Below are 26,871 nucleotides of genomic sequence, written 5' to 3'. Positions count from 1 at the left end.
CCCCGCTGTGCCCGCCATCGGGGAACCACCACCGTCCTCACCGACGCACCACACCCGGGTCGCCGTCTCCGCTGACGGCTTCCCGGAGCACCACCCCCACCGACCCGTCTGCGGGGAGTTTCCGCAGGCGTACGAGAGGAGCACGGAGCCGCAATGAGTACCAGAGGCACGATCATGCACGGGCTGCGCCGGAGGCTGGCCGCAGTCTCCGCCCTGGCCATGGGCGCGGCACTGGCGGTGGCCCTACCCACCACCGCCTCGGCAGCTGCGCGGGTCGACAACCCCTATGTGGGCGCCACGGCATACGTGAACCCCGACTGGTCCGCCAAGGCGGCGGCCGAACCGGGCGGCGCCGCCATCGCCGACACGCCGGCCTTCGTCTGGATGGACCGCATCGCGGCCATCGAGGGCTCGGCCACCGCGAAGAGCCTGCGCGAGCACCTGGACACCGCGCTGGACCAGGGTGCGAACCTGTTCCAGGTCGTCATCTACGACCTGCCGGGACGCGACTGCGCCGCGCTGGCGTCGAACGGTGAGCTCGGTCCCACCGAGCTGGACCGGTACAAGAACGAGTACATCGACCCGATCTCCGACATCCTCGCCGACCCGGCCTACGCGAGCCTGCGGATCGTCACCATCATCGAGCCCGACTCGCTGCCCAACATCGTCACCAACGCGGGCGGCACCGCCGGTTCCACCGATGCCTGCGCGACGATGAAGGCGAACGGCAACTACGAGAAGGGTGTCGGCTACGCCCTGCACACCCTCGGCGCCATCCCGAACGTCTACAACTACATCGACGCCGCCCACCACGGCTGGCTGGGCTGGGACAGCAACATGGGCCCGGCCGCCACGGAGTTCAAGAAGGCCGCCACGTCCGAAGGCGCCACGGTCGACGACGTGGCCGGCTTCATCGTGAACACGGCCAACTACTCGGCTCTCAAGGAGCCGAACTTCAAGATCACCGACTCGGTGAACGGCACCACGGTTCGCCAGTCCAAGTGGGTCGACTGGAACTACTACACCGATGAGCTGACGTTCGCCCAGGCGCTGCGCACGCTGCTGGTGAGCCAGGGCTTCAACTCCAACATCGGCATGCTGATCGACACCGCCCGCAACGGCTGGGGCGGCTCCGCGCGCCCGACCTCCGCGGGCCCGACGACCAGTGTGGACGCCTACGTCAACGGCGGCCGGGTCGACCGGCGCATCCACGCCGGCAACTGGTGCAACCAGAGCGGCGCCGGCATCGGCGAACGTCCCACCGCGGCCCCCGAGACCGGCATCGACGCGTACGTCTGGGCCAAGCCCCCGGGCGAGTCGGACGGCAACAGCGCCCCCATCGACAACGACGAGGGCAAGGGCTTCGACCGGATGTGCGACCCCACGTACACCGGTAACGGCCGCAACGGCAACAGCATGTCGGGTGCCCTGCCCAACTCCCCGCTCGCGGGCCACTGGTTCTCCGCGCAGTTCCAGGAGCTCGTGAAGAACGCCTACCCGCCGATCGACGGCGGTGGCAACCCGGGTGGCGGCGACGACACCCAGGCGCCGACCGCGCCGACCGGTGTGACCGTGACGGCGAAGACCAGCGGCAGCGTCTCGCTGTCCTGGACGGCGTCCACCGACAACACCGGGGTGACCGGCTACGACGTGTTCCGTGACGGCGTGAAGGTGGGCTCCTCCACCACGACCTCGTACACCGACTCGTCGCTGACCGCGTCGACCGCGTACAGCTACACGGTCAAGGCGAAGGACGCGGCCGGCAACGTCTCGTCGGCCTCGGCCGCACTGTCCGCCACCACGTCCGCGGGCGGCGGCACCGGAACGGGCTCGCTCAAGGTGCAGTACAAGAACACCGACTCCTCCGCGACCGACAACCAGATCCGGATGGCGCTGCAGCTGGTCAACACCGGCAGCACCGCGGTGGACCTGTCCACCGTGAAGCTGCGCTACTGGTTCACCCCCGAGTCCGGGGCCTCCACCTTCGGTACCTCGTGCGACTACGCGGTCATCGGCTGCGGGACCCTGACGCACGGTGTGAAGACCGCCGGTTCGGCGGCCGGTGCCAGCCACTACCTGGAGGTCGGCTTCGGCAGCGGCTCCCTGGCGGCGGGCGCGTCCACGGGCGAGATGCAGCTCCGGCTGAACAAGAGCGACTGGTCCAACTTCAACGAGGCCGACGACTACAGCCGTTCGACGTCGACGACCTTCGCCGACGCCGCGAAGATCGGTGTGTACGTCACCGGCGCGCTGTCCTGGGGCACCGCCCCCTGATCCCGCGTCCCGGCCCCCGTCCTGACACGGTGACGGGGGCCGGGCCCGGGAACCGCAGCAGACCCGCCCCCCGCCGGAGAACCGGCAGGGGGCGGTGTCATGTGCGCGGGAGGTTCGGAACACGGCGGGGTGGGAAGGCGGACCGGACAGGCTCCGTCCCCCTGGTCCTGGTCACGTGGCACAACCTGGACCGGGCTCCCCGGTACTGCCCCTGACGGCGGCCCGCCGGGTGGCTCCTGGCGTGGACGGTTACGAGGGAGGAGGGCTGGACATAGGCTGTCCCCTCTGGCTTGTCCGCTGACCTGGCAGAACGCAGTCCTGGAGCCGATCCGGCAGAGCTTGGAGCCGCCCCGTGTTCTATTACCTGCTCAAGTACGTCGTCCTCGGACCGCTGCTGCGGTTGTTCTTCCGCCCCGTGATCGAGGGCGCGGAGCACATTCCGCAGGACGGTGCGGCGATCGTCGCCGGCAATCACCTGTCGTTCTCCGACCACTTCCTGATGCCCGCCATCATCAGACGGCGGATCACCTTCCTGGCCAAGGCGGAGTACTTCACCGGCCCGGGTGTGAAGGGCCGGCTGACCGCCGCGTTCTTCCGCAGTGCCGGGCAGATCCCGGTGGACCGGTCGGGCAAGGACGCGGGGCAGGCGGCGATCCGTGAGGGACTCGGAGTGCTGAGCAGGGGCGAGTTGCTGGGGATCTACCCGGAGGGCACCCGTTCGCACGACGGCCGTCTCTACAAGGGCAAGGTCGGTGTGGCCGTGATGGCGATCCGGGCCCAGGCGCCGGTGGTGCCGTGCGCGATGGTCGGCACCTTCGAGATCCAGCCTCCCGGCAAGGTCGTCCCGCGCATCAAGAAGGTCACCATCCGCTTCGGCGAACCCCTGGACTTCTCACGCTACGCGGGCCTGGAGAACGAGAAGGCGGCGATCCGGGCGGTCACGGACGAGATCATGTACGCGATCCTCGGCCTGTCCGGTCAGGAGTACGTCGACGAGTACGCGGGCAAGGTGAAGGCGGCCGCGCAGCCGGACGGTGCGGGGAAGTTCCCCGAACGCCGACGCTGACGGCGGATTCGCGATCGGTGAACTTCGCTGGTCAGGGCGTCGGGGGCCGCCTAGCGTTCGATGCATGAGCAAGGGACACGCATGGGTGCTGGGAGCGACGGGTCAGATCGGGCGGGCCGCGGTGCGCTCGCTCGTCGAGGACGGCTGGGAGGTGACCGCGGCCTCGCGGGGCGGCGGTCGTGACGAGCGGTGGGACGAGGGGGTCAGGGCCCTCGCGCTGGACCGCGACGAGGAGGGCGCTCTCGCGGCGGCGCTCGGTGACGGCTGCGATGTGCTGGTGGACATGGTGGCGTACGGGGAGGCGCAGGCCCGCCAGCTGACGGCTCTCGCGGACCGGATCGGCTCGGCGGTGGTCGTCTCCAGCGGGGCGGTGTACGCGGACGAACAGGGCCGCAGTTTCGACACGCTGGGCGAGCCGGACGGGGTGCCGCGCTACCTGGTTCCGATTCCCGAGTCGCAGGCCACGGTCGAGCCCGGCGATGCGACGTACGTGACGCGGAAGATCCGGCTGGAGCGGGAGCTGCTGGCGGCCGGCGACGCTCTTCCGGTGACGCTGTTGCGGGCGGGCGCGGTCCACGGTCCGTACTGCCGCTCCCCGCGTGAGCTCTACTTCGTGAAGCGGGCCCTGGACGGCCGCACGCGCCGGGTGCTGGCGTACGGCGGGAAGTCCCGTTTCCACCCGGTCCACTCGGCCAACGCGGCGGAGCTGATCCGGCTGGCCGCGCTGAAGCCCGGTTCTCGGGTGCTCAACGCCGCGGACCCGCAGGCGCCGACGGTCGCGGAGATCGGCGAGGCGGTGGACGCGGTGCTGGGCCGGCGGTCGACGACCGTGCTGATGCCGGGCGCCGGCACCCCGGACGGCGTGGGTGAGACGCCGTGGAGCAGCGAGTATCCGATCGTCTACGACATGACGGCCGCGGAGCGGGAGCTCGGGTACCGGCCGGTGACGGGCTATGCCGAGTCGCTGCCGGAGACGGTGGAGTGGATCACCGCGCAGCTCGCCGGACGGGACTGGACGGACGCCTATCCGGCGATGCTGCGGTCGTACGGCACCCAGCTCTTCGACTACGCGGCGGAGGACGCCTGGCTGGAGGCGCACGACCGCGAGGTCTGAGCCGGGCGACGGAGGACGGGCGGCCGGTGACGTACCCGGCCGCCCGCCCCCCTCACCCGCGTGTCACGGCTTCGGCGTGGCGTGCGGGGCGCACGTCACATCGCGCCGGTCCGTCTTCCCGGTGAGCAGGTAGCCGTCCACCCGCTCGTTGATGCAGGGGTTGACCAGACCGGTGACGCCGTGCGATCCGGCGCCCTCCTCGGTGATGAGGCGCGAACCCCGGAAGCGCTTGTGCAGTTCGACGGCGCCCTCGTAGGGAGTGGCGGCGTCTCGCGTGGACTGCACGATCAGTACCGGGGGCAGACCCTTGCCGGTGCGGACGTCCAGCGGGGTCTGCTGCTTGGCCGGCCAGGTGGCGCAGGGCAGGTTCATCCAGGCGTTGGCCCAGGTCATGAACGGGTACTGCGCGTGCAGCCGGGTGTTGTCGCGGTCCCACTTCCGCCAGCTGGTGGGCCACTTGGCGTCCGCGCACTCGACCGCCGTGTAGACGGCGTTGCTGTTCTCGGAGCGGATGTTGCCCGCGGTGTCGGACAGGTCGGGGGCGGCGGCGTCCAGCAGGGCCTGGGTGTCACCGGCCCGGTAGGCGCTCCAGGTCTGGGCGGTGGGTGCCCAGGCTGAGTCGTAGTACGGGGCGCCCTGGAAGAAGCCGATGAGCTCGGCCGGGCCGAGGACCCCGCCGATCGGGCTCTTCTTGGCCGCCGCGCGCAGCTTCAGCCACTCCTGCTCGACCTTCTGGGTCGTGTCGCCGATGTGGAAGGTGGCGTCGTTGGCGGCGACCCATGACTTCCAGTCGTTCCAGCGCTTCTGGAAGGCGATGTCCTGGTTCAGGTTGGCCTGGTACCAGATGTTGTCCTTCGCCGGGTTGACGACGCTGTCGACGACCATGCGGCGGACGTGGGAGGGGAAGAGCGTGCCGTAGACCGCTCCCAGGTAGGTGCCGTAGGAGACGCCCAGGTAGTTGAGCTTCCTCTCGCCGAGCGCGGCGCGGATGACGTCGAGGTCGCGCGCGGTGTTGGGGGTGGTCATGTGCGGCAGCATGTCGCCGCTGCGTTCGGCGCAGCCGTCCGCGTACTCGGCGGCGAGCTTGCGCTGGGCGCGCTTGTCGGCCTCGGAGTCCGGGACCGGGTCGGCCTTGGGCGCCTTGACGAACTCCTGCGGGTCGATGCAGGAGATCGGCGCCGAGTGGCCGACGCCGCGCGGGTCGAAGCCGACGAAGTCGTAGGCCTTGGCCGTGTTCACCCAGAGCGGGCTCTTGGTCGCGATCCGCTTGGGGAACGCCATGCCCGAGCCGCCGGGGCCGCCCGGGTTGTAGATCAGGGCGCCTTGGCGCTCGCGGCTGGTTCCGGTGCTGACGTGCCGGTCGACGGCGATCCTGATCTTCTTGCCGTCGGGCCTCGCGTAGTCCAGCGGGACGGTGACCCAGCCGCACTGGATCGGTGCCGCGATGGCCCAGTCGGCCGGGCAGTCCGCCCAGTCGATGCCGGCCCGGGCCGCGCGTGCCGCGGCCAGTTGGACGCCGTGTGCCTCGGAGCCGTTGTGGTGGCGGCCGTCGGCAGTGGCAGCGGGCGCGGCCATCGCGCCCGCTATGAGCGTGCCCGCGATCAGGGCGCCGGCCGGGGCGAGCGCTGCTGTGCGTCTCAAGTGGAACCTCCCCCATAGTGAAGCGCCTTTGGGTGCGGCGCAGTTCAGTAGGAACCTCCCGCGGATCCTGTCGTCTGTGAGCCGCCTGAGAACAGGTCGCGCACCCACTTCTTTACCGAATCGATAACCGGACACCGGTGTCCTGCCAGCGGTACTCAGCCGTCCGCGCGGACCTTGAGCGCGTCGGCCGCGGCGTCGAGCACGGCCCGCAGTGCCCTGGCGTCCGCGGCGACCGCGGTCACCAGGACGGCAGGGCCCGCGAGCCGGGTGAGGGCGGCGGTGGGCCCCAGCAGCCGGCTGTCCGGGCACACGTCGTCGAACGCCGGGTCCACGACGAGCAGTTGTCCGACGGCGCGGTGGCCGCCGAGCACCGCGGGGCCGTCCCAGCCGCCGGGTGCGCCCGGCCCGTACGCGACCTGCTGGTCGAGCAGCGGGCGTCCGGCCCGCCGGACGGTGAGTCTGCTGTGGAGCGTGCCCGTGGTCTCACCGTGCCGGCCCAGGATCTGTTCCTCGCGCAGCACCAGCCGTGCGGAGAAGGCGAGTTCGACCCGGGTGGTCATCCGGAGTTCGCTGCCGTGCGCCGAGATGAGCTGCTCGGGCAGCCAGTCGAGCCCGGCCCCCTCCTCCACGGTCAGCGCCAGGCCGTAGTGGGCGGGTCGCGGTGCGGGACCGGGGCCGGGCAGGGCGACGGTGGCCGCCGCCGAGTCGACGGTGAGCCGGGTGCCCCGCTCCGCCCGCACCTCGATGGCCAGCCGGTCCCCGCCGAGCGGGGCGCTCATGGCGCCGACGACGGTGACGCGCGCGGATCCGGGGACAGCCGCCCTGGTCCGGCGCACGGCGAGCGGTCCGGCGCTCTCCAGGACGGGGAGCGAGGTGCCGCCGTGTCCGTCGCGCACGGCGGTGACGCGGGCGGTGGCCCGGACGCTCATGCGGTCCAGGAGGCGAGCTGCCCCCGCACCCAGTCCGCGACGGGTCCGACGCCCTCGCCGGAGGTGAGCGAGGTGAGGACGACGGGCAGTTCGCCGCGCTGCTGTGCGGCGTCCCGGGCCATCCGGCCTAGATCGGATCCGACGTACGGCGCCAGGTCCGTCTTGTTGATCACGAGCAGGTCGGCCGTGGTGACACCGGGGCCGCCCTTGCGCGGGATGTCGTCGCCGCCCGCCACGTCGATGATGAAGATCTGGGCGTCCACCAGCCCCTTGGAGAAGGTCGCCGTGAGGTTGTCACCGCCGGATTCGACGAGGATGAGGTCGAGCGGCCCCACCGCGTCCTCCAGGTCCTCGACCGCTTCGAGATTGGCGGATATGTCGTCGCGGATGGCGGTGTGCGGGCAGGCGCCGGTCTCGACGGCCTGGATCCGCTCGGGCGGCAGCACCGCGTTGCGCAGCAGGAACGCGGCGTCCTCGCGGGTGTAGATGTCGTTGGTGACGACGGCCAGGGACAGCTGGTCGCGCAGCGTGCGGCAGAGCGCGGCCACCGTCGCGGTCTTCCCGGAGCCGACCGGTCCGCCGAGGCCGATGCGCAGGGCCCGCCGGGTGCCGTCGGGGCGTGCGGCGTCGGCGCCGACGGCAGCCGGGCCGGGGTGGGAGTGGTCGAGGTGCATGGTGCGGCTCCTGTGCTGTTGTTCGGTGCGGCGGGCGGTGCGGTGCGCCGGAGTCATGAGGCGAAGAGCCGGACCGGCCAGCCGGCGTGGGCCTCGGCGGTGATGTCGAGCAAGGGGGCCGAGGCGGCGGGCAGTTCGTCGATGGGTCCGCGCGCGGCGTCGGCGGCCTGCCGGGCGACTCGGTCGAGTTCGGGGGCGAGCCGGGCGAGGACGGCGGTGGCCTCGAACGGGTTGAGGGAGAGCAGCCGGACCACCGCGGTGGCCGGACCGCCGACCGTCTCGTACGCGGCGCAGTGCGCGGCGTCCTCGGGCCCGAGCCCGGCCGCTCGCGCGGTGAGTCCGAGGACGACGGGCTGGTGGGCGCCGCGCGGCCGGGCCAGGGCGAGCGCGTCGAGCTCCTCGCTCGGCCAGGTGGCACGGGCGGCCCGCATCAGCTGCCGGCCGAGCTTGCGGGCGACCGCCCGCAGGGCGGGTGAGGGTGTCCGGGCGTCGGCGGCCTCGTCCAGGGCCAGTGGATCGTGCCCGTGGGCGGCCGCCGCCGCGAGCGCGGCCGCGGTGAGCCCGGTGGTGTGCAGACGGCCCAGGCAGAAGTCTGCGAGGTCGTCGGCGTTGCGGATGCGTCCCTGGGCGACGGCCGGTTCGGCGCCGCCGGAGTGGGCGTGGCCACCGGCGGGGAACCGGCCGTCGGCCAGGACGAGCAGGGCTGCACGGCTCATCTGGTGTCCGGTCTCAGAAGAGGAAATAGCGCTGGGCCATGGGGAGTTCGGCGGCGGGGGCCGGTTCGACCGGGTCGCCGTCGATCGTCACGGCGAAGCTGTCGGGGTCGACGTCGACCCGGGGCAGCGCGTCGTTCTCCCGCATGTCGGCCTTGGTCACCCCCCGGGTGCTGGTGATCGGCACGAACCTCTTGCCGAGCCCGAGCCGTTCCGGCAGTCCGTCCTTGATGGCCGCGGCCGACACGAAGTTGAAGGAGTTGCCGGCCGGGGCACGGCCGACCGCACCGAACATCGGCCGGGGAAGGACGGGCTGCGGGGTCGGGATGGAGGCGTTGGCGTCGCCCATCTGCGCGTACGCGATCTGCCCGCCCTTGATGACCGTCTGCGGCTTGACCCCGAAGAACGCCGGTTCCCACAGGACCAGGTCGGCGAGCTTCCCGGTCTCGACCGAACCGATCTCCCGGTCGAGGCCCTGGGCCACGGCCGGGTTGATCGTGTATTTGGCGACATAGCGACGGACCCGGTGGTTGTCGGCCCGCCCGTCGCCGGGCAGGGCGCCGCGCCGCTTCTTCATCACATGGGCGGTCTGCCAGGTGCGCATGACGACCTCGCCGATCCGGCCCATGGCCTGGGAGTCGGAGGAGATGATCGAGATGGCGCCGAGGTCGTGCAGGATGTCCTCGGCCGCGATGGTCGAGGGCCGGATCCGCGACTCGGCGAACGCCAGGTCCTCCGGCACCGCCGGGTTGAGGTGGTGGCAGACCATCAGCATGTCGAGGTGTTCCTCGATGGTGTTGACGGTGTGCGGCCGGGTCGGGTTGGTCGAGCTGGGCAGGACGTACGGCTCCGAGACGACGCTGATGATGTCGGGGGCGTGGCCGCCTCCCGCGCCTTCGGTGTGGTAGGCGTGGATGGTGCGCCCGGCGATGGCCGCCAGGGTGTCGGCGACGAAACCGGCCTCGTTGAGCGTGTCGGTGTGGATGGCGAGCTGGGCGCCGGTCTCCTCGCAGACGCTCAGACAGGTGTCGATGACGGCGGGCGTCGCGCCCCAGTCCTCGTGGATCTTGAACCCGAGCGCTCCGGACCGCAGTTGGGAGTGCATCGCGTCGCGCGACATCGTGTTGCCCTTGCCGAGCAGTCCGATGTTGACGGGGTACGCCTCCAGCGCCTCGAACATCCGGGCCAGATGCCAGGGGCCGGGGGTGATCGTGGTGGCCTTGGTGCCCTCGGCCGGTCCGGTGCCACCGCCGACGAGGGTGGTGATGCCGCTGGAGAGCGCCTCGTCGACCAGGGTCGGCGAGATGAAGTGCACATGCGCGTCGATCGCGCCGGCGGTGAGGAACTTCCCGTTGCCCGCGATGATCTCGGTCTCCGGACCGATCACCAGATCCGGATGGACGCCGTCCATCGTGTCCGGGTTGCCCGCCTTGCCGATGCCGGTGATCCGGCCGTCGCGGATGCCGATGTCCGCCTTGACGATGCCCCAGTGGTCGATGACGACGGCGCCGGTGATGACGGTGTCCGGGGCACCCTCGGCGCGGGTGGTGCGCGCCTGGCCCATGGACTCGCGGATCACCTTGCCGCCGCCGAACACCGCCTCGTCACCGGCGAGCCCGGGTCCGCCGCAGCGGTCCTCCTCGATCTCCACGAGCAGAGCGGTGTCGGCGAGACGGATCCGGTCGCCGGTGGTGGGGCCGAACAGGTCGGCGTACACGGCACGGTGGAGCTCAGGCATCGAGAGGGCCTCCGGTCTCGCCGCGCAGGCCGGGGACGATGCGCCGTCCGGCCAGCGGGACGAGTTCGATGTCGACGGGGACGCCGGGCTCGAAGCGGACGGCGGTTCCGGCGGCGATGTTCAGCCGGAGCCCGCGGGCGGCCGCCCGGTCGAACGCGAGGCCGGGATTGGCCTCGGCGAAGTGGTAGTGCGAGCCGACCTGGACCGGTCGGTCGGCCGCGTTGAGGACGGTGAGGCGGACGACGGGCCGTCCCGCGTTGAGCGGCACCGGCTCGTCCGCGTACAGGATCTCTCCGGGGATCACGAGCGCCGCCCCGTCAGACGATCGGATCGTGGACGGTGACGAGCTTGGTGCCGTCGGGGAAGGTCGCCTCGACCTGCACGTCGTGGATCATCTCGGCGATGCCGTCCATGACGTCGTCGCGGGTGAGCACCTTGCGGCCGGATGCCATGAGTTCGGCGACCGTACGTCCGTCGCGCGCACCCTCCATCAGATGCGAGGTGATGAGGGCGACCGCCTCCGGGTGGTTGAGCCGCAGTCCGCGCGCACGGCGCTTGCCGGCCACGTCCGCGGCTACGTGTATGAGCAGGCGTTCCTGCTCGTGCGGGGTCAGTTGCACGTGTCCACCTCACAGTCGTTCGCCCAGTACCGGCCCTGGGCGCAGCGAGACCCTAGCCGCCCTCAACAGTCTGTTGAATGACGAACCGGTGCCTCACGGCGAGGTATTGCACGTTAGAGCCGAAGTTTTTCCGGCGCGTTAACTGGCCTTTTGCAGATTCATGGACATCAGGCCCCGCAGGCCGCTCTCCAGGAACTCGGGTCCGGCGTCGCCGAACAGGGCGACCTGGGTGATGAATCCCTGGGCGATCGCGATCAGCGTGCGGGCCACGTGCTCGTCCGGCACGTCGGTCACCAGCACACCGGACTCGCGGTACAGCCCCACCAGCCCGGACCACGACTGCCGCAGACCGGTGTAGGCCTCGTCGAGGGTGGCGGCCAGCCTCTCGCTGCGCAGCGCCTCGGACCACACCTGGACGATCAGTCCGGCGAAGGCCCGCCGGTCCAGACCGCGCGCCGCGTTCGCCTCGTCGTGGAACAGGGTCCGCACCACGCGGCCGATCAGGACGTCGGGGGTGGGCGGCGGACTGACCCGCGCGGCACGGTCGAACGCCTCACGGACAGCACCGACGGCCTCTCCGGCGATGGCCGCGATGAGGTCGTCCTTACCGCTGAAGTAGCGGTAGACGGCCCCCGCCGACAGCCCGACCTCCCTCAGGACGTCCTGCATGGAGGTGGCGTGGAACCCGTCCCGGGCGAAGCAGCGCGCGGCGCCGTCGAGGATCTGCCGACGGCGGGCATCGAGGTGTTCCTGGGATACACGGGCCATGCCCTCAACCTAAAACGAACATTCCTTCTTGACAAGAGCGACGCCCGGCGAGACAGTGGCGATGACATAAAACGAACGCTCATTCTCTATGAAGTGTCCGTGGAGCGCCCGCTGAAGCGCCCCGTCACAGCACCCGCACCCGCACCCGCATGGAATCGCTCTCCCTGAATCGAGGTCCCGTCATGCCCGCTGCCCCGAACCACCGTTTGGTGGCGGTCGTTCTGCTGGTCCCCGTCGTGGTGGCCCTCGCCCTCTGGGCGTTCGCCTGGCCCGCCGCCCGGATGGCCCCACGGGATCTTCCCGTCGGCATCGCAGGCTCCGCCCCCGCCGCCGATCAGCTCCAGCGGCAGCTCGGACAGCGCGACGGCGCCTTCGAGATCCACCGGTACGACTCCGCGGCCGCCGCCCGCACCGCGATCGAGCACCGGGCCGTATACGGCGCGGTGGTCGTCACCCCCCGGGGCCCCGAGCTACTGACCGCGTCCGCGGCCGGCCCCGTGGTCGCCCAGTTGCTGCACGACGCGGTGGCCGGTTCGGCCCCGGCCGGCACCGCCGTGCCGGTCACGGACGTGGTGGCGGCACCGGCCGCGGATCCACGCGGCAGCGTGCTCGGCGCGAGCATCCTGCCCCTGGCCATCGCAGGCGTGGTCGCCGGTTCGGCCGTGACCCTGCTGCGACTGCGCGGCGGGCGGGCAGCCCTGGCGCTGCTGGGCGCGGCCGCACTCGTCGGAATCATCGCCACCGCGCTCACCGACAGCTGGCTCGGGGTCCTCACCGGCGACTGGTGGAGCGAGGCGGGGGCCCTCGGCCTCACCGTGCTGGCCATCGGCGCGACGGTGGCGGGGCTCGCGGCACTGATCGGCCCGGCGGGCATCGGCCTCGGCGCCCTGCTCATGGTCCTCGTGGGCAACCCGTTCTCCGGAGTCACCAGCGCACCCGAACTGCTCCCCCGGCCGGCCGGGATGATCGGCCAGTGGCTCCCCCCGGGCGCGGGCGGCTCACTGGTGCGGTCGGTCGCGTTCTTCGACGGGCGCGCGGCGGGCGGCGCGGCCCTCACCCTCGCCCTGTGGGCCGCACTCGGGCTGATCGCGGTGATCGCCGGAGGGCGCCGCCGGCCACCGGCGCCGGAAGCGCCCGGCGCCGCACCCGCGCGCGAAGCCGCACGGGTGGGATGAAGAGCCGGAGCACCGTCTCCGGAGGGGGCGGGCAGGGCGGGTCAGTTGCCCGGGCCCTGCTGCCCCCGGTGCTCCGCGGCGATCCCGAAGCGGTGCCGTTCGCCCGCAGCGGACGACGAGGAGCCGATCGAGGAGACCGAACTGATCACCTGCTCCTGCTCCGCCGCCTCGTCGTTCTCAAGTCGCTCCAGGTCAGCGGCCGATACGAACGCCACGAGCGGCTTGCCGTGCCGCGTCACGACCACTCGCTCGCCGCCGTAGACGACTCGGTTGATCAGTTCGGCGAGCTCAGCGCGGGCTTGCGTCACCGGAATCTCGTAGGCCATGCTCCCCATCATAACCTTCTGTACGTCCTGTACATTTTTTACAGAAGCGTGCGCGGGTGCCTTCCCGGCCCCCGTGCGCCCGGAGGAGAGGCCACACCATGTACCGCCCCGCCGCCCGTCACGTCCTGCCCGAGTTCACCGAGCGCACGGCCCAGGGCACCCGCACCCTCGATCCGTACTCCAAGCTGCTGGCCGAGCGGGTCGTCTTCCTCGGGACGCCGGTCGACGACGTCGCGGCCAACGACCTGGTCGCGCAGTTCATGTACCTGGAGCACGACGCCCCGGACCGGCCCATCTCGCTCTACATCAACTCTCCCGGCGGCTCGTTCGGCGCCATGACCGCCGTCTACGACACGATGGCGTACCTCACCTGCGAGGTGGAGACCTTCTGCCTCGGCCAGGCGGGGGCAGGCGCCGCCGTCCTGCTCGCCGCGGGCGCGCCTGGGCGGCGGCACGCCCTCCCCGGCGCCCGTGTCGTGGTGCAGCAGCCCGAACTCGCCGAGCCGGTACAGGGACAGCCCTCCGACCTGGAGATCGAGGCGCGGGAACTGGCCCGGATGCGCGAGACCCTGACCGGCATGCTGGCCCGTCACACGGGCCGCCCCGCCGAGGAGATCGACGCCGACACCGAGCGCGATCTCATCCTCGACGCCGAGGGCGCCAAGGCCTACGGACTGGTCGACCACATCGTGCAGAACCGCGACCTTTCGCTGCCGCCCCGCCCCGCGCGGTGAAGTGCCGATGCAGCCACCGGAGTTCCCGCCGCTGCCCGCCCTGACCCGTGCCGAGGGCGAGTTCATCGACCGCTACCTGCAAGTCCTCGACCAGGTGGGCCGGATCAATCCGTCCCACGGCGGCGACACGTACGGCGCCCTGCGCGCCGCCCAGGCGCTCGCCTCGTACGCGGCCGCGCTGCGGGACGCCCTCGCGTTGATGCACGAGCGGGGCGAAGCCCAGATCCACGCAGCCACGTTGACCCGGGCGTTGCGCCTGCTGGACGGCGAGCGGCGCGCCGGACGCGTCACCGTGCCGCCCGACCCGCCGAGTTGATCAACTCCCCGGCGTCGACACGCCCGGCTGGCGGATCAGATTTTCTCGCTCGTTCGGCGTAGGCGTTACTTCGCACGAGGGACAACTCGATTTGCGTTTTCAAGGTGGACAGTGGGTGAAATCTCCCGTTCCGTCGCTGGTACGGCACCGGCCGACGGACTCGGGCGATCCACCTGAACTTCACCTGTCCACCCGAACGGGCCAGTCGTGATGAGCCTCACATATCGCCGTTTCACCTCGGAAATCCGGCACCCGGTGAGTCAAGATCCCTGGGACGACAAGCCCCCGCCACCGCGGCGGGGCGGTCCGGGCGGACGCCGAGTCCTGCCGCCGCCCGGATGCCTGGTCGACAGGAGTGGATCGGCAGGAGTGGAGGACCCGAGCACAACGGGCCGACCGGACTTCCGGTCGTCCCTCGGGGTGAAGCCGCATCCGCGGCCGGGCGACTTCGCCAGCCCGAACCCGACAGGTCATCCTTCACAGGCGGCTGACGAAGGGTTGCGCATGACTGCGCAGGTTCATGTCCCGTCTCTGCTCGCCCGGGCCACCACGGCTTCGGTGATGACACTCGCCGCCGTCGGCGGCACGCTGTTCGTTCCCGGCGTCGTGACCGACGCCCAGGCCGCGACCCATTCGATGAAGGCGCTCAACATCGCCGCGTCGAAGAAGGGGGCGCCCTACCGGTGGGGGGCCACCGGCCCCAGCCGCTTCGACTGTTCCGGCCTGACGCTCTATTCGTTCAAGAAGGTGGGCAAGAAGCTCCCTCGCACGGCCCAGCAGCAGTACAACAAGACCCGCCACATCTCGTCCGCCAAGCGGCAACGCGGCGATCTGGTCTTCTTCCACTCCGGCCGCAGCATCTACCACGTCGGCATCTACGCGGGCAGCGGCAAGATCTGGCACTCGCCCAAGACCGGGGCCGTGGTCCGCCTGGAGAAGATCTGGACGAAGAGCGTCTACTACGGGCGGGTCCGCTGAGGCCCCTGCTCCGTCCCGGCCCCCGGTCCCGCCCGCGCGTCAGCGCAGCAGCGGACCGGTCACCAGGACCAGCCCCAGTGCGGTGAGTGCCGCGCCGCTGCCGCCCTCGATCGCCCGGGCGGTACGCGGCCGGCGCAGCCACCGCCCCAGGCGGTCCACCAGGAGCGCCACGGCCGGGAACCAGATCAGCGCCAGCAACACGACGATCGCGGCCAGCAGCAGCGTTCTGGGCAGGGGCGCGGCCCCGTCCGGCACGAACTGCGGCAGCAGGCTCAGGAAGAGCACGGGCGCCTTGGGGTTCAGTGCGTTGGTGAGGAAGCCCTGGCGCAGCGCCTGCCCGGTTCCCTTCGTGGCCCGCGCACCGGTCTCCTCCTCCGGCCCGCTGCCCGGTTCCGGCCGGCGCCGGGCCGCGAGCAGGGCCCCGATGCCCAGGTAGAGCACGTACGCGCCGCCGAGGAGCTGGACCGTCCGGAACAGCACGGGTACCGCCACCAGCACGGCGGCCAGCCCGGCGACGGCGAGCGCGGTGTGGACGAGGAGGCCGCCGGCGACCCCGAGAGCCGTCGCCACTCCCGCCGACCGCGAGGCGAGGGCGTTGCGTACGACGACGGTGAAGTCCGCGCCGGGCAGCGCGACCATGCCGGCGGCGACGCCGACGAAGGCGGTCAGTTGTGCGTCCATGGCTCCACACTGGACCCCGTAAGCCTTTAGCGTGTACTTGCAATCTTCTGGGTCTGCCAAAAGGAACGCTTAATGTACGACCCGACACGGCTCGCGGCGCTGGTGGCGGTCGCGGAGGCCGGTTCGATCACGCGGGCCGCCGCCCGCCTGGGATACACCGCTCCCGCCCTGTCCCAGCAGCTCGCCAAACTGGAGCGGGAGGCGGGGGCAGCGCTGCTGGTGCGCCATCACCGCGGCGCCCGCCTCACGGCGGCGGGCGAGCTGCTGGCCGGGCGGGCCCGGCGGGTCCTCGACGAGATGGAGCAGGCCCGTCATGAGCTGGCGCGTCTCGCCGGACTCTCCGGCGGGCGTCTGCGGGTCGGCACGTTCACCACGGCGGGCATCCATCTGCTGCCCCCGGTCCTGAGCGCGTTCCGCCGCGCGCACCCGGACGTGGAGCTGATCGTCACCGACTACGAGCCGCCGGACGGGGTGACCGCGGTGGCGGCGGGCGAGGTGGATCTGGCGCTGACCCATGCGTACGAACCGGCCGCGGCGACGACGCTGCCCTCGGGCGTCCTGGCCGAACCGCTCCTGATCGAGGAACTGGTGCTGATCACGGCCGTCGGGCAGGTCCTGGCCGACGGCAGCGGCCGGCTCCCGGTGACGGACCTCGCGGGCCGGCCCCTGATCAGCAGCGCGCCCACCCATCCGCCGCGGCGCGGGGTGGAGAGCGCACTCGCCGAGGCGGGGGCGCTGCCGGCGGTGGTCTGCGAGTCGCCCGGCTACGCGCTGGTGTGCGCCCTGGTCAGCGCGGGCATCGGGATGGCGGTGGTGCCCGAGATGGTCGCGGCGATGTCGCCGACACCCCTGTCGGTACGCCGGCTGGAGCCGGCCGCGTTCCGCCGGACGATCTCCGTGGTCCACCGCGGCGACCGGTCGAGCGCCGCGGCGGCCACGCTGCGGGCGCTCCTGCGGAGCGGTTTCGGGAGGGCGGGGTCCGTACCGCAGTGACCGGGACGGGCCACTGCGGGGCAGCGGCAGAGACGGCGAAGGAGACGGCGCCAGGACCGTGGCCGGGCCGGGCCACGCGGCGGGCTCACTGCTGGACGGGAACGTGCCAAGGCAGCGCGATCCAGACGGTCTTGCCGCCGTCGGCAGTGGGGGTGACGGTCAGCCGGCCGCCGTACTCCTTGGCCAGCGCACGAATGATCACCATCCCGCGGCCGTTGTCCTGCTGGACGGCCGCGGGGAGCCGCTGCGGCCAGCGCGGGTGACTGTCCGTCACCCCGAGCCGCAGCTGCTCCTCCCGCTCCAGGCGGATGTCCACGGTGAAGGTGGGCGACTGTCCGAAGGTGTGCTGGACGGCGTTGGTCGCGAGCTCCGAGACGATGAGCCGGACGGTCTCGGCCGTCTCCGTGCCGTCGGGCAGTCCCCATTCGGCCAGCACCCGGGCCACGTACCGCCGGGCCGCGGACACCGATACCGGCTCGCTCGGCAGAGTGACGCTTGCTTCTTGGTGGTCTGCCATGGCGAGCCGTCCCTTTCCCACCCGGTAGCGACCCCGCGATCGACGGTCCGGGTTGTGCTTCGCGCCAGATTGCCACTGATGCTGCCCTCGGTGACGGCGATCCACCAAGATATGCATATATCTGTCGCTCAAAGCGGTGAACTCTGCCCCGGACACCCCGCGCGGGCGCCAAACTGTCCGCTCGGCGGGGAGTGGGAGGGAGGCATCACATGCAGCACGGCCCTGCGGTGCGACGCCGCAAGCTCGGGGAGGAGCTGCGGAGTCTGCGCCATGCGTCGGGACTCACCAGCCGGGACGCGGCGCGGCTGCTCGGCTGGCACCAGTCGAAGGTCAGCCGGATCGAGACCGGTGTCAGCGGAGTGCGGCCCGGCGATGTGACGCGGCTGCTGGACGCGTACGGCATGCACGACCCGAAGCTTCGCGAGGTCCTGGAGGCGCTGGCCGGTTCGGCGGGCGGCGGAGGCGCGGGCTGGTGGCACGCCTACCGGGGCCTGATCCCGCCCCAGTACCGCGACTTCATCAGCCTGGAATCGCAGGCGCGCACGGCGCGCACGCTGGAGACATCGGTGGTGCCCGGCCTGTTGCAGACCGCCGACTACGCCCGCGCGGTGACCCGTGCCTCCCTCGACGGGCTGCCGGCCGGCCAGTTGGACTCGCTCGTGGAGGTGCGGCTGGCCCGCCAGGGGGTGCTGCGGAGCGATCCGCCGCTGCGGCTGAGCGCGGTGCTCGACGAGGCGGTGCTGCGGCGGGAGGTCGGTGGCCGGCGGGTGATGCGGGAACAGCTCCGCCACCTCAGCCGCATCGCCCAACTCCCGCACGTACAGCTTCAGTTGCTGCCGTTCTCGGTCGGCGGCTATGTGGGACTCACGGGACCTTTCGTTATCTTCTCATTTCCGAACACTTCTGATCTGGATGTGGTCGTTCTCGACCATTTGACGAGTAGCCTCTACCTGGAGCGGAAAGAAGACCTCGAGGCGTACAGCTCGGCCTTCCGCACGCTGCAGGCACACGCGCTGTCGCCGGAGCACTCGTTGGACCTGATCGCCGCAATCGACCGCGCCGGTCAGTGACCCCGGACTGCCCGAGGGGGGCGTCATGTCGGATTGCCTCGCACAGCACGCGTTACGGTGGCGGCGCAGCAGCCGCAGCACGGGAATGAACAACTGCGTGGAAGCCGCACCGTTCGCCGGCCGGCGGCTGGCCGTACGCGACTCGAAGGACGTGTCCATGCGGCCGCTGCAGTTCTCCGCAGCGGCCTGGACGTCGTTCGTCTCCGCCCTGAACGGCGGTGCCGTCGGCTGAGCCCGTCCCGGCCCCGACCGGCCGCCGGGCCGGTCAGCCGGCCGGTGCCGTCCGCCGGATCGTCGCCACCGCACGGGCGATCTGCTCATCCGTGAGATCGGCGCGCGCGGTCAGCCTCAGCCGGGAGATGCCGTCCGGCACGGACGGCGGCCGGAAGCAGCCGACCGCCATGCCGGCCGCCCGGCAGTCCGCCGCCCAGCGCACGGCGGCATCGGCGGAGGGCGCGCGCACGGAGACCACGGCCGCGTCGGGGCGGACAGCGGTCAGACCGGCTCCGGTCAGCTGCTCGTACAGCGCGGTGGCGACCGTGCGGGCCCGGTCCGCACGTCCCGGTTCCCGGCGCAGCAGTCGCAGGCTGCCCAAGGCGGCGCCGACGGCGGCCGGTGCGAGCCCGGTGTCGAAGATGAACGTCCGGGCGGTGTTGACCAGGTGGTCGATGACACGGGCCGGTCCCAGCACCGCCCCGCCCTGGCTGCCCAGGGACTTGGAGAGGGTGAGCGTGGTGACGATGCCGTCGCCGCCGGCCAGACCGACCGCGGCGAGCGCGCCACGGCCGCCGTCCCCGAGTACGCCCAGGCCGTGCGCGTCGTCGACGAGCAGAGCCGCGTCCTCGGCACGACAGGCCGCGGCCAGTTCGGCCAGCGGTGCGGCGTCCCCGTCGACCGAGAAGACCGAGTCGGTGACCGCCAGCGCCCTGCCCCGGTGCGTGTGCAGGGTCTTGCGCACCGCCTCGGGGTCGGCGTGCGGCACGACGGCGGTCTCGGCACGCGAGAGCCGGCAGCCGTCGACGATCGAGGCGTGGTTGCCCGCGTCCGAGACGATCAGGGAGCCCCGGGCGGTCAGGGCGGTGAGCGCCGCGAGGTTGGCGGCGTAGCCCGAGGACAGCACCAGTGCGGCCTCGAAACCGCAGAATTCGGCCAGTTCGTGTTCCAGCTCGGCGTGCAGCGCGGTGGAACCGGTGACCAGCCGGGAGCCGGTGGCGCCACCACCCCAGCGGCGCGCCGCGTCGGCGGCCGCCTCGGTCACCTCCGGATGCCGGGTCAGGCCGAGGTAGTCGTTGCTCGCGAGGTCCAGCAGTTCCGGTTCGGCGGACCGCGGCCGGAGCGTACGGACGAGTCCGGCGTCCGCGCGGCGGCGCGCCTCCTCGTCGATCCAGTCGAACGGGGCGAAGGACATGGGCGGGTCCCTTTTGTAGGCAGCTCACAGACCCTAACCGGGGGCGCAGCCGGGCATGGTGTGGCAATGCACACACCCTCTACGGGCTCTGTTGTCCGGTTCCTCCTTGGCTCGGGGCGGTGCCGTGCGTCAGGATCATCGCCATGGACCTCCTGAACACGCTGGTGGACAAGGGGCTGCGGCGCGAGCTGCCGACCCGTGAAGAAGCGCTCGCCGTACTGGCGACCCCGGACGACGAACTGCTCGACGTGGTGGCCGCGGCCGGAAAGGTGCGCCGTCAGTGGTTCGGGCGGCGGGTGAAACTCAACTATCTGGTCAATCTGAAGTCCGGGCTCTGCCCCGAGGACTGCTCGTACTGCTCCCAGCGGCTGGGCTCCAAGGCCGAGATCCTCAAGTACACCTGGCTGAAGCCGGACGAGGCGTCGAAGGCTGCGGCGGCCGGTGTGGCCGGCGGCGCCAAGCGCGTCTGCCTGGTCGCCAGCGGCCGGGGCCCGACCGACCGCGACGTCGACCGGGTGTCGCAGACCATCGAGGCGATCAAGGAACAGAACGAGGGCGTCGAGGTGTGCGCCTGTCTCGGTCTGCTCTCCGAGGGCCAGGCGGGCCGGCTGCGGTCGGCGGGCGCGGACGCCTACAACCACAACCTCAACACGTCCGAGGGGACGTACGGGGAGATCACCACCACCCACACCTACGCGGACCGCGTCGAGACGGTGCACCAGGCGCAGGCCGCCGGGCTCTCCGCCTGCTCCGGGCTCATCGCGGGCATGGGCGAGAGCGACACCGACCTGGTCGACGTGGTGTTCGCCCTGCGCGACCTCGACCCGGACTCGGTGCCCGTCAACTTCCTCATCCCGTTCGAGGGAACCCCGCTCGCCAAGGAGTGGAACCTGACGCCGCAGCGCTGCCTGCGGATCCTGGCGATGGTGCGGTTCGTCTGCCCGGACGTGGAGGTACGGCTCGCGGGCGGCCGCGAGGTGCATCTGCGCTCGATGCAGCCGCTGGCCCTGCACCTGGTCAACTCGATCTTCCTGGGCGACTACCTGACCAGTGAGGGCCAGGCGGGACAGGCCGACCTCGACATGATCGCGGACGCGGGCTTCGAGGTGGAGGGCGCCGGCACGACGACGCTCCCCCGCCACCGCGCGGACGCCGGAGCCGGCTGCGGATCGCACGCCGCCGGAGGTTCGGAGACGGGCGGCGGCTGCGGATCGCACGCCGACGCGGGCGCGGGGGCGCAGAGCGGGTGCGGTTCGCACTCCGGCGGATGCGCGCCCTGCGGCGATGCCCCCGAGGCGGTCGCCGCGCAGGAGGCGGAGGTTCCGGGAGCACGCACCGACCTGGTGGCGGTCCGCCGCCGCGGCGCGGGGACGGATCTCGCACCCAATGCCTGAGCCGCTCTCCCCGGCGGGCCTGCGCGCCCTGGACCGGGCCCATGTCTGGCATCCGTACGGCCCCATGCCGGGCCGGCAGGAACCGCTGGTCGTGGAGTCCGCGTCCGGGGTGCGCCTCCGGCTCGCCGAACCCGCCCACGGGCAGCACGAGTTGGTCGACGGCATGTCGTCGTGGTGGTCGGCCGTGCACGGGTACAACCACCCGGTGCTGAACGAGGCGGCACGCGGCCAGCTGGACCGGATGAGCCATGTGATGTTCGGCGGGCTCACGCACGAGCCCGCCGTACGGCTGGCCGCCCGGCTGGTCGAGATCACTCCGGAGCCGTTGCAGCACGTCTTCCTCGCCGACTCCGGCTCCGTGTCCGTCGAGGTCGCCGTGAAGATGTGCCTCCAGTACTGGCGCTCGGCCGGCAGACCGGCCAAGCAACGGCTGCTGACCTGGCGCGGCGGGTACCACGGGGACACCTGGCAGCCGATGTCGGTGTGCGACCCCGAAGGCGGCATGCACGAACTCTGGTCGGGTGCGCTGCCGCGCCAGGTCTTCGCCGACGAGCCGCCGGCCGGCTTCGACGCGGAGCCGGACGCCGCCTACGCGACGCACCTGCGGGAGCTCATCGCCCGGCACGCCGACGAGCTGGCCGCGGTGATCGTGGAACCCGTGGTGCAGGGGGCGGGCGGGATGCGCTTCCACTCGCCCGGCTATCTGCGCGTCCTGCGCGAGGCCTGCGACGCGCACGGCGTCCTGCTGGTGTTCGACGAGATCGCGACGGGTTTCGGACGCACGGGCAAGCTGTTCGCCGCCGAGCACGCCGGCGTCGCACCCGACGTGATGTGCGTGGGCAAGGCTCTGACCGGCGGTTATCTGACGATGGCGGCGACCCTGTGCACGACCGCGGTGGCCGACGGCATCTCGCGCGGCGAGGTGCCGGTGCTCGCCCACGGGCCGACGTTCATGGGCAATCCGCTCGCATCGGCGGTGGCCTGCGCCTCCATCGACCTGCTGCTGGGCCAGGACTGGGAGCGGGAGGTCAAGCGGATCGGGGCGGGTCTGCGCGACGGTCTGGCCCCGGCGGAGGAACTGCCCGGGGTCCGCGATGTGCGGGTGCTGGGCGCCATCGGTGTCGTCCAGCTCGATCACGAGGTGGACATGGAGGCCGCGACGCGGGCGGCGGTGCGCGAGGGCGTGTGGCTGCGGCCGTTCCGCGATCTCGTCTACACCATGCCGCCGTATGTCACCGGTGACGACGATGTGGCGCGGATCTGCCGCGCCGTGTGCGCTGCGGCGCGGGAGGGCTGAGATGAACATTCTCGTGGTGACGGGGACGGGCACCGAGATCGGCAAGACGATCGTGACCGCGGCGGTGGCGGCCGCGTCCGCCGGCCGCCGGGTGGCGGTGCTCAAGCCCGCCCAGACGGGTCTGGAGCCGGGCGAACCGGGCGACGCCGCAGAGGTCGCGCGGCTCGCGGGCCGGCATGTGACGGCGGTCGAACTGGCCCGTTTCCCGGAGCCGTTGGCCCCTGCCACGGCCGCCCGTCGGGCCGCCATGGCACCGGTCCGTCCGTTCGAGGTCGCCGAGGCCGCCGAGAAGCTGTCGACCGACCACGATCTGGTGCTCGTCGAGGGTGCGGGCGGCCTGCTCGTACGGTTCGACGACGAGGGTGCGACCCTGGCGGACGCCGCCCGGCTGCTGGCGGCTCCGGTGCTGGTGGTGGCACCGGCCGGGCTCGGCACGCTCAACTCCACGGCGCTGACCTCGGAGGCGCTGCGCGCCCGGGGGCTCGGCTGCCTCGGTGTGGTGGTCGGCAGCATGCCCGCCGAACCGGACCTGGCGGAACGCTGCAATCTGGCGGACCTCCCGGTGGCCGCGGACGCGCCGCTGCTGGGCGTCGTCCCGGCGGGTGCGGGAGCGCTGGATCCCGCGGACTTCCGTGCCAGGGCCGGAAGTTGGCTGGACGGGCGGCTGGGCGGGACCCGGATGCCCGACTGAGCGGTGTGCGGCGCAGGACGGGGCCGCGCCGACGGGGCAGAATCGAGATAGCCGAACCTTTCCGGCCGAGCGGTCCCGCACGCGGCGTACACCGTCGCGCCGGCCCCCTCGGACCGGCCCGTCGAGGAGGTCCGTCATGCGGTTGCGGAGCACGAAGATCCCGCAGGATGCGGTGCACCACCCCGTCTTCGCCCGGTGCTACGCCCGGCTGAGCGTGGCCGCGGAGTCCGCCGGAGGCCTGGCCGCCGTAAGGGCGGAGCTGCTGTCCGGACTGTCGGGGCGGGTCATCGAGATCGGCGCGGGCAACGGTCTGAACTTCGCCCACTACCCGCCGGCGGTGTCCGAGGTGGTGGCGATCGAACCCGAGCGCATGCTGCGGCAGTTGGCGGTGCGGTCCGCCCTGCGGGCCGGAATCCCGGTGGATGTGGTGCCCGGTACGGCGGAGGCGCTTCCGGTGAAGAGCGAGGCGTTCGACGGGGCCGTGGCCTCGCTCGTGCTGTGCACCGTACGCGACGTGCAGCAGTCGCTCGCCGAGATCCGGCGTGTCGTGCGGCCGGGGGGTGAGCTGCGCTTCTTCGAGCACGTGCGGGCCGACGGCCGGTTCATGGCCGCCACCCAGCGGGCGCTGGACCGGACCGTGTGGCCGCGGGTGGCCGGGGGCTGTCACACCTCGCGCGACGCGCTGGCCGCCATCGAGGCGGCCGGGTTCGTCGTCGAGACGTACCGCAGGGTCAATCTGCCGGAGCGCGGAATCCGGCTCCCCACGTCCTCGTGCGTGCTGGGCGTGGCACGGCGGTCGGCCGTGGTGGACCGGGGACGGCAGGGCCTCCGCTGACGGCTTTGCGGGGCGCTCATGTATGACGGCCGCAGTCCGGCACGCGGGGACTTGCACACGGCTTTCGCGGCCGGGCGGCCGGGACCCGTCCCGGCGCGCTCCGCTGCCGCCGGAAGGCGCCCGGGTCGCTCGGGTCACCCAGGTATCACCCGGGTCACCCAGGTATCACCCGGGTCACCCAGGTATCACCCGGGTCTCCCGGGTCACAGGCTCCACTGACGGAGCTCGTCGGCGATGGCCCGGACGTCCGCCTTGCCCTCCTTGACCAGCAACGCCAGGTCACGCACCTGTTCGGGCGAGGTGATGACCTTCAGCCCCGACGCGACGAGGTATCCGTAGGCGACGGCGGACGCGAACATCGCGTTGGACCGCTCCAGCGCGGGCACGTGCAGCAGCAGCTGCAGCAGTGCGGCCGCCCTGGAGTGCGGGTCGCTGTAGACGGGACTGCCGAAGATCTCCGCCTCGTGCCGTGCGACCGCGGCGACCAGCGCGCCCCAGTCGGTGACCTGGGGATCACCGGGCGTCTTGTGCTCCGCGACCATGAGCAGCCAGGAGAGGTGAATCCGGAGGTTCAACGGGTCCCTTTGCGCTCCGGGCCGAACTCCTCGGCGAACACCGATTCGTACTGCTTCATGAAATCGGCGGCGGCCTCGACGAATGTATGGCCGACCTCGCCCGCGTCCTGTTTGACGAGCTCCTCTATGTAGCGGTTCACGCTCATCCCCCTTTGGAGCGCGCGCTGCCGCGCGGCCTCGGCGGTGGCCTCGTCCACTCGAACGTTCAGCTGAGTCTTGGGCACTTCATCACGCTAGCGCGGGATTGCTAGCACCGGCAAGAGGAGCGGACCGGCGGGGGAAACCCGTGGCCGGAATCGGCCCGGCCGAGCGCCCCACGGGGCCGCAGCACCCCGGCCACCTGGCATATCGCGGCACCCGTCCGCCCCAGGCGTCGAGGCGCTCGCGCCCGTACCGTCGAAGCATGAGCGACGGATACCGCACCCGACCGCCCCCTCCATAGAACAGGTGGTCATAATTCCTGGTCAGGAAGCCGAAGTCAGCGCAGTCGGCCACGTCCTGGCGGCGCACGCCCGCCAACCGACCAGATCTCGCGACGACTCATGGAGTGCACATTGAGTACGACGTTCCGTTCCCGAATCACCGCCCGGCTCGGGCGCACCTACCTGGCCAGGATCCAGCGGCACGGAATCGGCTCCTCCACGATCAGGCTGCTCCCCGAGGAGTTGCTGATGCTCCTGCGCCGCGACGGCCTGGATCCCGTGAAGCGTCTGGCCGCGACCCGGGCGGAGGCCCCGGTCTCCAAGGTCACCCTGCCGTTCGGCATGGACGCCTGGGTGGTCACCGGCTATGAGGAGTCGAAGGCCGTGCTCGGCTCCGCCGACGGGTTCAGCACCGACTTCGCCAACCTCGCGGGCAATGCCGGAATCGCCGCCGAGCAGAGCCCCGGCGGGCTCGGATTCAGCGATCCGCCGGTCCACACACGGTTGCGCCGCATTCTGACCCCGGAGTTCACCATGCGCCGCCTGCGGCGACTGACGCCGCGGATCGAAGCGATCGTCGAGGAGCGACTGGACGCGATGGAGGCCGCGGGCGGACCGGTCGACCTGGTGCACGAGTTCGCCCTGCCCGTCCCCTCCCTCACCATCTGCGAACTGCTCGGCGTCCCGTACGGCGACCGGCACGACTTCCAGCAGCTGGCCATGGACCGCTTCGACCTCTTCGGCGGGACCACCGCTCCCTTCGGTGCCATGTCCGCGTCCCTGGAGTACTTCAGGGAGGTCGTCAGGGCGCAGCGGCAGAAGCCGGGGGACGGTCTGCTCGGCATGATCGTGCGGGAGCACGGGGACAGCGTCGACGACGAGGAACTCGCGGGCCTCGCCGACGGCGTGCTCACCGGCGGCTTCGAGACGACGGCCAGCACGATCGCTCTCGGCTCCCTCGTACTGCTGCAGAACAGGGACGTCCTGGAGCGTCTGCGAACGGACGACACAATGACCCCGCCGTTCGTCGAAGAGGTGCTGCGCTATCTCTCCGCGGTCCAGATGGCCTTCCCCCGGTTCGCCCGTCGGGACATCGAGATAGCCGGGGTGGTCATTCCGCGCGGCGACATGGTCCTCTGCTCCCTGAGCGGCGCGAATCGCGATCTGTCGTACGTCATGGACGACGGGGGCTTCGACCCGCACCGAGCCACCCCGGCCGGCCATCTGGCCTTCGGCCACGGCATCCACCGCTGCATCGGCGCCGAACTGGCCCGCATGGAACTGCGTGTCGCCTTCCCGGCACTGGCCCGGCGCTTTCCCGGCATGCGGCTCGCCGTGCCGCCGCAGGAGCTCAGCTTCCGGAAGCTGTCCATCGTCTACGGCATCGAGTCGCTCCCGGTGCATCTCCGCTGAGCCGGCGGATCCCACGCAGTCCCGCGCCCGCACGGAATACATTCGCCCATCGGAGTGACACTCTGCTTGGCTCGCCCCATGAGTGATCTCCATATGCGCTGCGCCACCCTCGCCGACATCGACAGCGTGCTGCGGTTCTGGCGCGAGGCGGCAGAGGGAACCAGCATCAGCGACGACCACGACGGCGTGTCCCGCCTCATCACGCGGGACCCCGAAGCCCTGCTCCTGGCGGAACGTGACGGTCTGCTCGTGGGAACCGTCATCGCCGGCTTCGACGGCTGGCGGTGTTCCGTCTACCGGCTGGCCGTACATCCCCGGTTCCGCCGGCAGGGCATCTCCACGGCACTGCTGGCCGCGGTGGAGGAGCGGTTCAGTGCCCTCGGTGGACGCCGAGCGGACGCCATGGTCCTGGAAGCCAATGAGCGAGCCCAGTACGCATGGGCCGCGGCCGGCTACCACCGCGAGGACCACTGGCGGCGCTGGATCAAACCGTTCCAGGACTAGGAAGC

The 26,871-nt window shown here is 71.7% G+C and carries 30 protein-coding genes and 1 riboswitch; of the genes, 16 read left to right on the top strand and 14 right to left on the bottom strand.

The window, feature by feature from the left end:
* Positions 1-219: 219 nt before the first annotated feature.
* The 3 genes from OG521_34350 to OG521_34340 all read left to right on the top strand — a co-directional run bounded on the left by OG521_34350 (position 220) and on the right by OG521_34340 (position 4,454).
* Positions 220-2,274, top strand: coding sequence for a glycoside hydrolase family 6 protein (locus OG521_34350; GenBank protein ID WUW26895.1), 2,055 nt, complete (start codon positions 220-222; stop codon positions 2,272-2,274).
* Positions 2,275-2,626: 352 nt separating this feature from the next.
* Positions 2,627-3,340, top strand: coding sequence for a 1-acyl-sn-glycerol-3-phosphate acyltransferase (locus OG521_34345; GenBank protein ID WUW25572.1), 714 nt, complete (start codon positions 2,627-2,629; stop codon positions 3,338-3,340).
* 64 nt (positions 3,341-3,404) lie between these two features.
* Positions 3,405-4,454 carry an NAD(P)H-binding protein gene (locus OG521_34340; protein ID WUW25571.1) on the top strand — a complete coding sequence of 350 codons (1,050 nt, stop codon included), beginning with the start codon at positions 3,405-3,407 and terminating at the stop codon, positions 4,452-4,454.
* Positions 4,455-4,517: 63 nt separating this feature from the next.
* Here OG521_34340 and OG521_34335 read toward each other — a convergent pair whose 3' ends face one another.
* From OG521_34335 to OG521_34300, 8 genes are all read right to left on the bottom strand, one after another.
* Complete coding sequence (locus tag OG521_34335) at positions 4,518-6,095, bottom strand: alpha/beta hydrolase (GenBank protein WUW25570.1); 1,578 nt, start codon at positions 6,093-6,095, stop codon at positions 4,518-4,520.
* A 155-nt stretch (positions 6,096-6,250) separates the two neighbouring features.
* Positions 6,251-7,024, bottom strand: coding sequence for an urease accessory protein UreD (locus tag OG521_34330; protein WUW25569.1), 774 nt, complete (start codon positions 7,022-7,024; stop codon positions 6,251-6,253).
* Positions 7,021-7,698: an urease accessory protein UreG gene (ureG, locus tag OG521_34325; GenBank protein WUW25568.1), complete on the bottom strand. Its 678-nt coding sequence runs from the start codon at positions 7,696-7,698 to the stop codon at positions 7,021-7,023. Before ureG ends, OG521_34330 begins: the two co-directional genes overlap by 4 nt.
* Before the next feature lie 53 nt (positions 7,699-7,751).
* Positions 7,752-8,414, bottom strand: a complete 663-nt coding sequence (locus tag OG521_34320; GenBank protein WUW25567.1) for an urease accessory protein UreF — start codon at positions 8,412-8,414, stop codon at positions 7,752-7,754.
* Positions 8,415-8,427: 13 nt separating this feature from the next.
* Positions 8,428-10,149 carry an urease subunit alpha gene (locus OG521_34315; protein ID WUW25566.1) on the bottom strand — a complete coding sequence of 574 codons (1,722 nt, stop codon included), beginning with the start codon at positions 10,147-10,149 and terminating at the stop codon, positions 8,428-8,430.
* Complete coding sequence (locus OG521_34310) at positions 10,142-10,453, bottom strand: urease subunit beta (protein ID WUW25565.1); 312 nt, start codon at positions 10,451-10,453, stop codon at positions 10,142-10,144. Before OG521_34310 ends, OG521_34315 begins: the two co-directional genes overlap by 8 nt.
* Before the next feature lie 13 nt (positions 10,454-10,466).
* Positions 10,467-10,769 (bottom strand): urease subunit gamma, encoded by a 303-nt coding sequence (locus tag OG521_34305; protein ID WUW25564.1) that lies wholly within the window; start codon positions 10,767-10,769, stop codon positions 10,467-10,469.
* Between the two features lie 138 nt (positions 10,770-10,907).
* Positions 10,908-11,537 carry a TetR/AcrR family transcriptional regulator gene (locus tag OG521_34300; protein WUW25563.1) on the bottom strand — a complete coding sequence of 210 codons (630 nt, stop codon included), beginning with the start codon at positions 11,535-11,537 and terminating at the stop codon, positions 10,908-10,910.
* 182 nt (positions 11,538-11,719) lie between these two features.
* On the opposite strand from OG521_34300, the gene OG521_34295 reads away from it, so the two are divergent.
* Positions 11,720-12,712, top strand: coding sequence for an ABC transporter permease (locus OG521_34295; protein ID WUW25562.1), 993 nt, complete (start codon positions 11,720-11,722; stop codon positions 12,710-12,712).
* A 41-nt stretch (positions 12,713-12,753) separates the two neighbouring features.
* On the opposite strand, the gene OG521_34290 is transcribed toward OG521_34295, so the two are convergent.
* Entirely contained in the window at positions 12,754-13,038 is a 285-nt protein-coding gene (locus tag OG521_34290; protein WUW25561.1) for a type II toxin-antitoxin system Phd/YefM family antitoxin, read from the bottom strand.
* Between the two features lie 98 nt (positions 13,039-13,136).
* On the opposite strand from OG521_34290, the gene OG521_34285 reads away from it, so the two are divergent.
* The 3 genes from OG521_34285 (at position 13,137) to OG521_34275 (ending at position 15,066) form a co-directional block, all read left to right on the top strand.
* Positions 13,137-13,772: an ATP-dependent Clp protease proteolytic subunit gene (locus tag OG521_34285; protein ID WUW25560.1), complete on the top strand. Its 636-nt coding sequence runs from the start codon at positions 13,137-13,139 to the stop codon at positions 13,770-13,772.
* A 7-nt stretch (positions 13,773-13,779) separates the two neighbouring features.
* Entirely contained in the window at positions 13,780-14,088 is a 309-nt protein-coding gene (locus OG521_34280) for a hypothetical protein (protein ID WUW25559.1), read from the top strand.
* 305 nt (positions 14,089-14,393) lie between these two features.
* A riboswitch (cyclic di-AMP (ydaO/yuaA leader) is annotated at positions 14,394-14,589 on the top strand.
* 3 nt (positions 14,590-14,592) lie between these two features.
* Positions 14,593-15,066: a C40 family peptidase gene (locus tag OG521_34275; GenBank protein ID WUW25558.1), complete on the top strand. Its 474-nt coding sequence runs from the start codon at positions 14,593-14,595 to the stop codon at positions 15,064-15,066.
* Between the two features lie 39 nt (positions 15,067-15,105).
* Here the strand turns inward: OG521_34275 and OG521_34270 are convergent, their stop codons facing one another.
* Entirely contained in the window at positions 15,106-15,747 is a 642-nt protein-coding gene (locus OG521_34270; protein WUW25557.1) for a LysE family translocator, read from the bottom strand.
* 72 nt (positions 15,748-15,819) lie between these two features.
* Between OG521_34270 and OG521_34265 the strand changes: the two genes are divergently transcribed.
* On the top strand, positions 15,820-16,740 hold the full coding sequence (locus OG521_34265) for a LysR family transcriptional regulator (GenBank protein ID WUW25556.1): 921 nt from the start codon (positions 15,820-15,822) through the stop codon (positions 16,738-16,740).
* Positions 16,741-16,825: 85 nt separating this feature from the next.
* On the opposite strand, the gene OG521_34260 is transcribed toward OG521_34265, so the two are convergent.
* Positions 16,826-17,257, bottom strand: a complete 432-nt coding sequence (locus OG521_34260) for an ATP-binding protein (GenBank protein WUW25555.1) — start codon at positions 17,255-17,257, stop codon at positions 16,826-16,828.
* Between the two features lie 209 nt (positions 17,258-17,466).
* Here OG521_34260 and OG521_34255 point away from each other — a divergent pair, with 209 nt between their 5' ends.
* Positions 17,467-18,327, top strand: coding sequence for a helix-turn-helix domain-containing protein (locus OG521_34255; GenBank protein WUW25554.1), 861 nt, complete (start codon positions 17,467-17,469; stop codon positions 18,325-18,327).
* Between the two features lie 25 nt (positions 18,328-18,352).
* Positions 18,353-18,559, top strand: a complete 207-nt coding sequence (locus OG521_34250) for a DUF397 domain-containing protein (protein WUW25553.1) — start codon at positions 18,353-18,355, stop codon at positions 18,557-18,559.
* Positions 18,560-18,592: 33 nt separating this feature from the next.
* Here the strand turns inward: OG521_34250 and OG521_34245 are convergent, their stop codons facing one another.
* Complete coding sequence (locus OG521_34245; protein WUW25552.1) at positions 18,593-19,735, bottom strand: 8-amino-7-oxononanoate synthase; 1,143 nt, start codon at positions 19,733-19,735, stop codon at positions 18,593-18,595.
* Between the two features lie 143 nt (positions 19,736-19,878).
* Here OG521_34245 and bioB point away from each other — a divergent pair, with 143 nt between their 5' ends.
* The 4 genes from bioB to OG521_34225 all read left to right on the top strand — a co-directional run bounded on the left by bioB (position 19,879) and on the right by OG521_34225 (position 23,952).
* Positions 19,879-21,129, top strand: coding sequence for a biotin synthase BioB (gene bioB / locus OG521_34240; protein WUW25551.1), 1,251 nt, complete (start codon positions 19,879-19,881; stop codon positions 21,127-21,129).
* Positions 21,122-22,426, top strand: coding sequence for an adenosylmethionine--8-amino-7-oxononanoate transaminase (locus OG521_34235; protein ID WUW25550.1), 1,305 nt, complete (start codon positions 21,122-21,124; stop codon positions 22,424-22,426). Before bioB ends, OG521_34235 begins: the two co-directional genes overlap by 8 nt.
* Position 22,427: 1 nt before the next feature.
* Complete coding sequence (gene bioD, locus OG521_34230) at positions 22,428-23,117, top strand: dethiobiotin synthase (protein ID WUW25549.1); 690 nt, start codon at positions 22,428-22,430, stop codon at positions 23,115-23,117.
* Between the two features lie 136 nt (positions 23,118-23,253).
* Positions 23,254-23,952: a methyltransferase domain-containing protein gene (locus OG521_34225; protein WUW25548.1), complete on the top strand. Its 699-nt coding sequence runs from the start codon at positions 23,254-23,256 to the stop codon at positions 23,950-23,952.
* Positions 23,953-24,155: 203 nt separating this feature from the next.
* Here the strand turns inward: OG521_34225 and OG521_34220 are convergent, their stop codons facing one another.
* Positions 24,156-24,527, bottom strand: a complete 372-nt coding sequence (locus OG521_34220; GenBank protein WUW25547.1) for a fic family toxin-antitoxin system, toxin component — start codon at positions 24,525-24,527, stop codon at positions 24,156-24,158.
* The gene (locus OG521_34215; protein WUW25546.1) at positions 24,524-24,751 is read right to left on the bottom strand and encodes an antitoxin; all 228 of its coding nucleotides are present in this window, start codon (positions 24,749-24,751) and stop codon (positions 24,524-24,526) included. The genes OG521_34220 and OG521_34215 overlap by 4 nt, the downstream gene beginning before the upstream one ends.
* 330 nt (positions 24,752-25,081) lie before the next feature.
* On the opposite strand from OG521_34215, the gene OG521_34210 reads away from it, so the two are divergent.
* Both OG521_34210 and OG521_34205 read left to right on the top strand, forming a co-directional pair.
* Positions 25,082-26,362 (top strand): cytochrome P450, encoded by a 1,281-nt coding sequence (locus tag OG521_34210; GenBank protein ID WUW25545.1) that lies wholly within the window; start codon positions 25,082-25,084, stop codon positions 26,360-26,362.
* Positions 26,363-26,440: 78 nt separating this feature from the next.
* Positions 26,441-26,866 (top strand): GNAT family N-acetyltransferase, encoded by a 426-nt coding sequence (locus OG521_34205; GenBank protein WUW25544.1) that lies wholly within the window; start codon positions 26,441-26,443, stop codon positions 26,864-26,866.
* Positions 26,867-26,871 lie beyond the last annotated feature (5 nt).

It is taken from the genome of Streptomyces sp. NBC_01463, assembly GCA_036227345.1.
In the GTDB taxonomy this organism is placed as follows: Bacteria; Actinomycetota; Actinomycetes; order Streptomycetales; family Streptomycetaceae; genus Streptomyces.
This window is presented reverse-complemented; position numbering and strand designations above follow the sequence as displayed.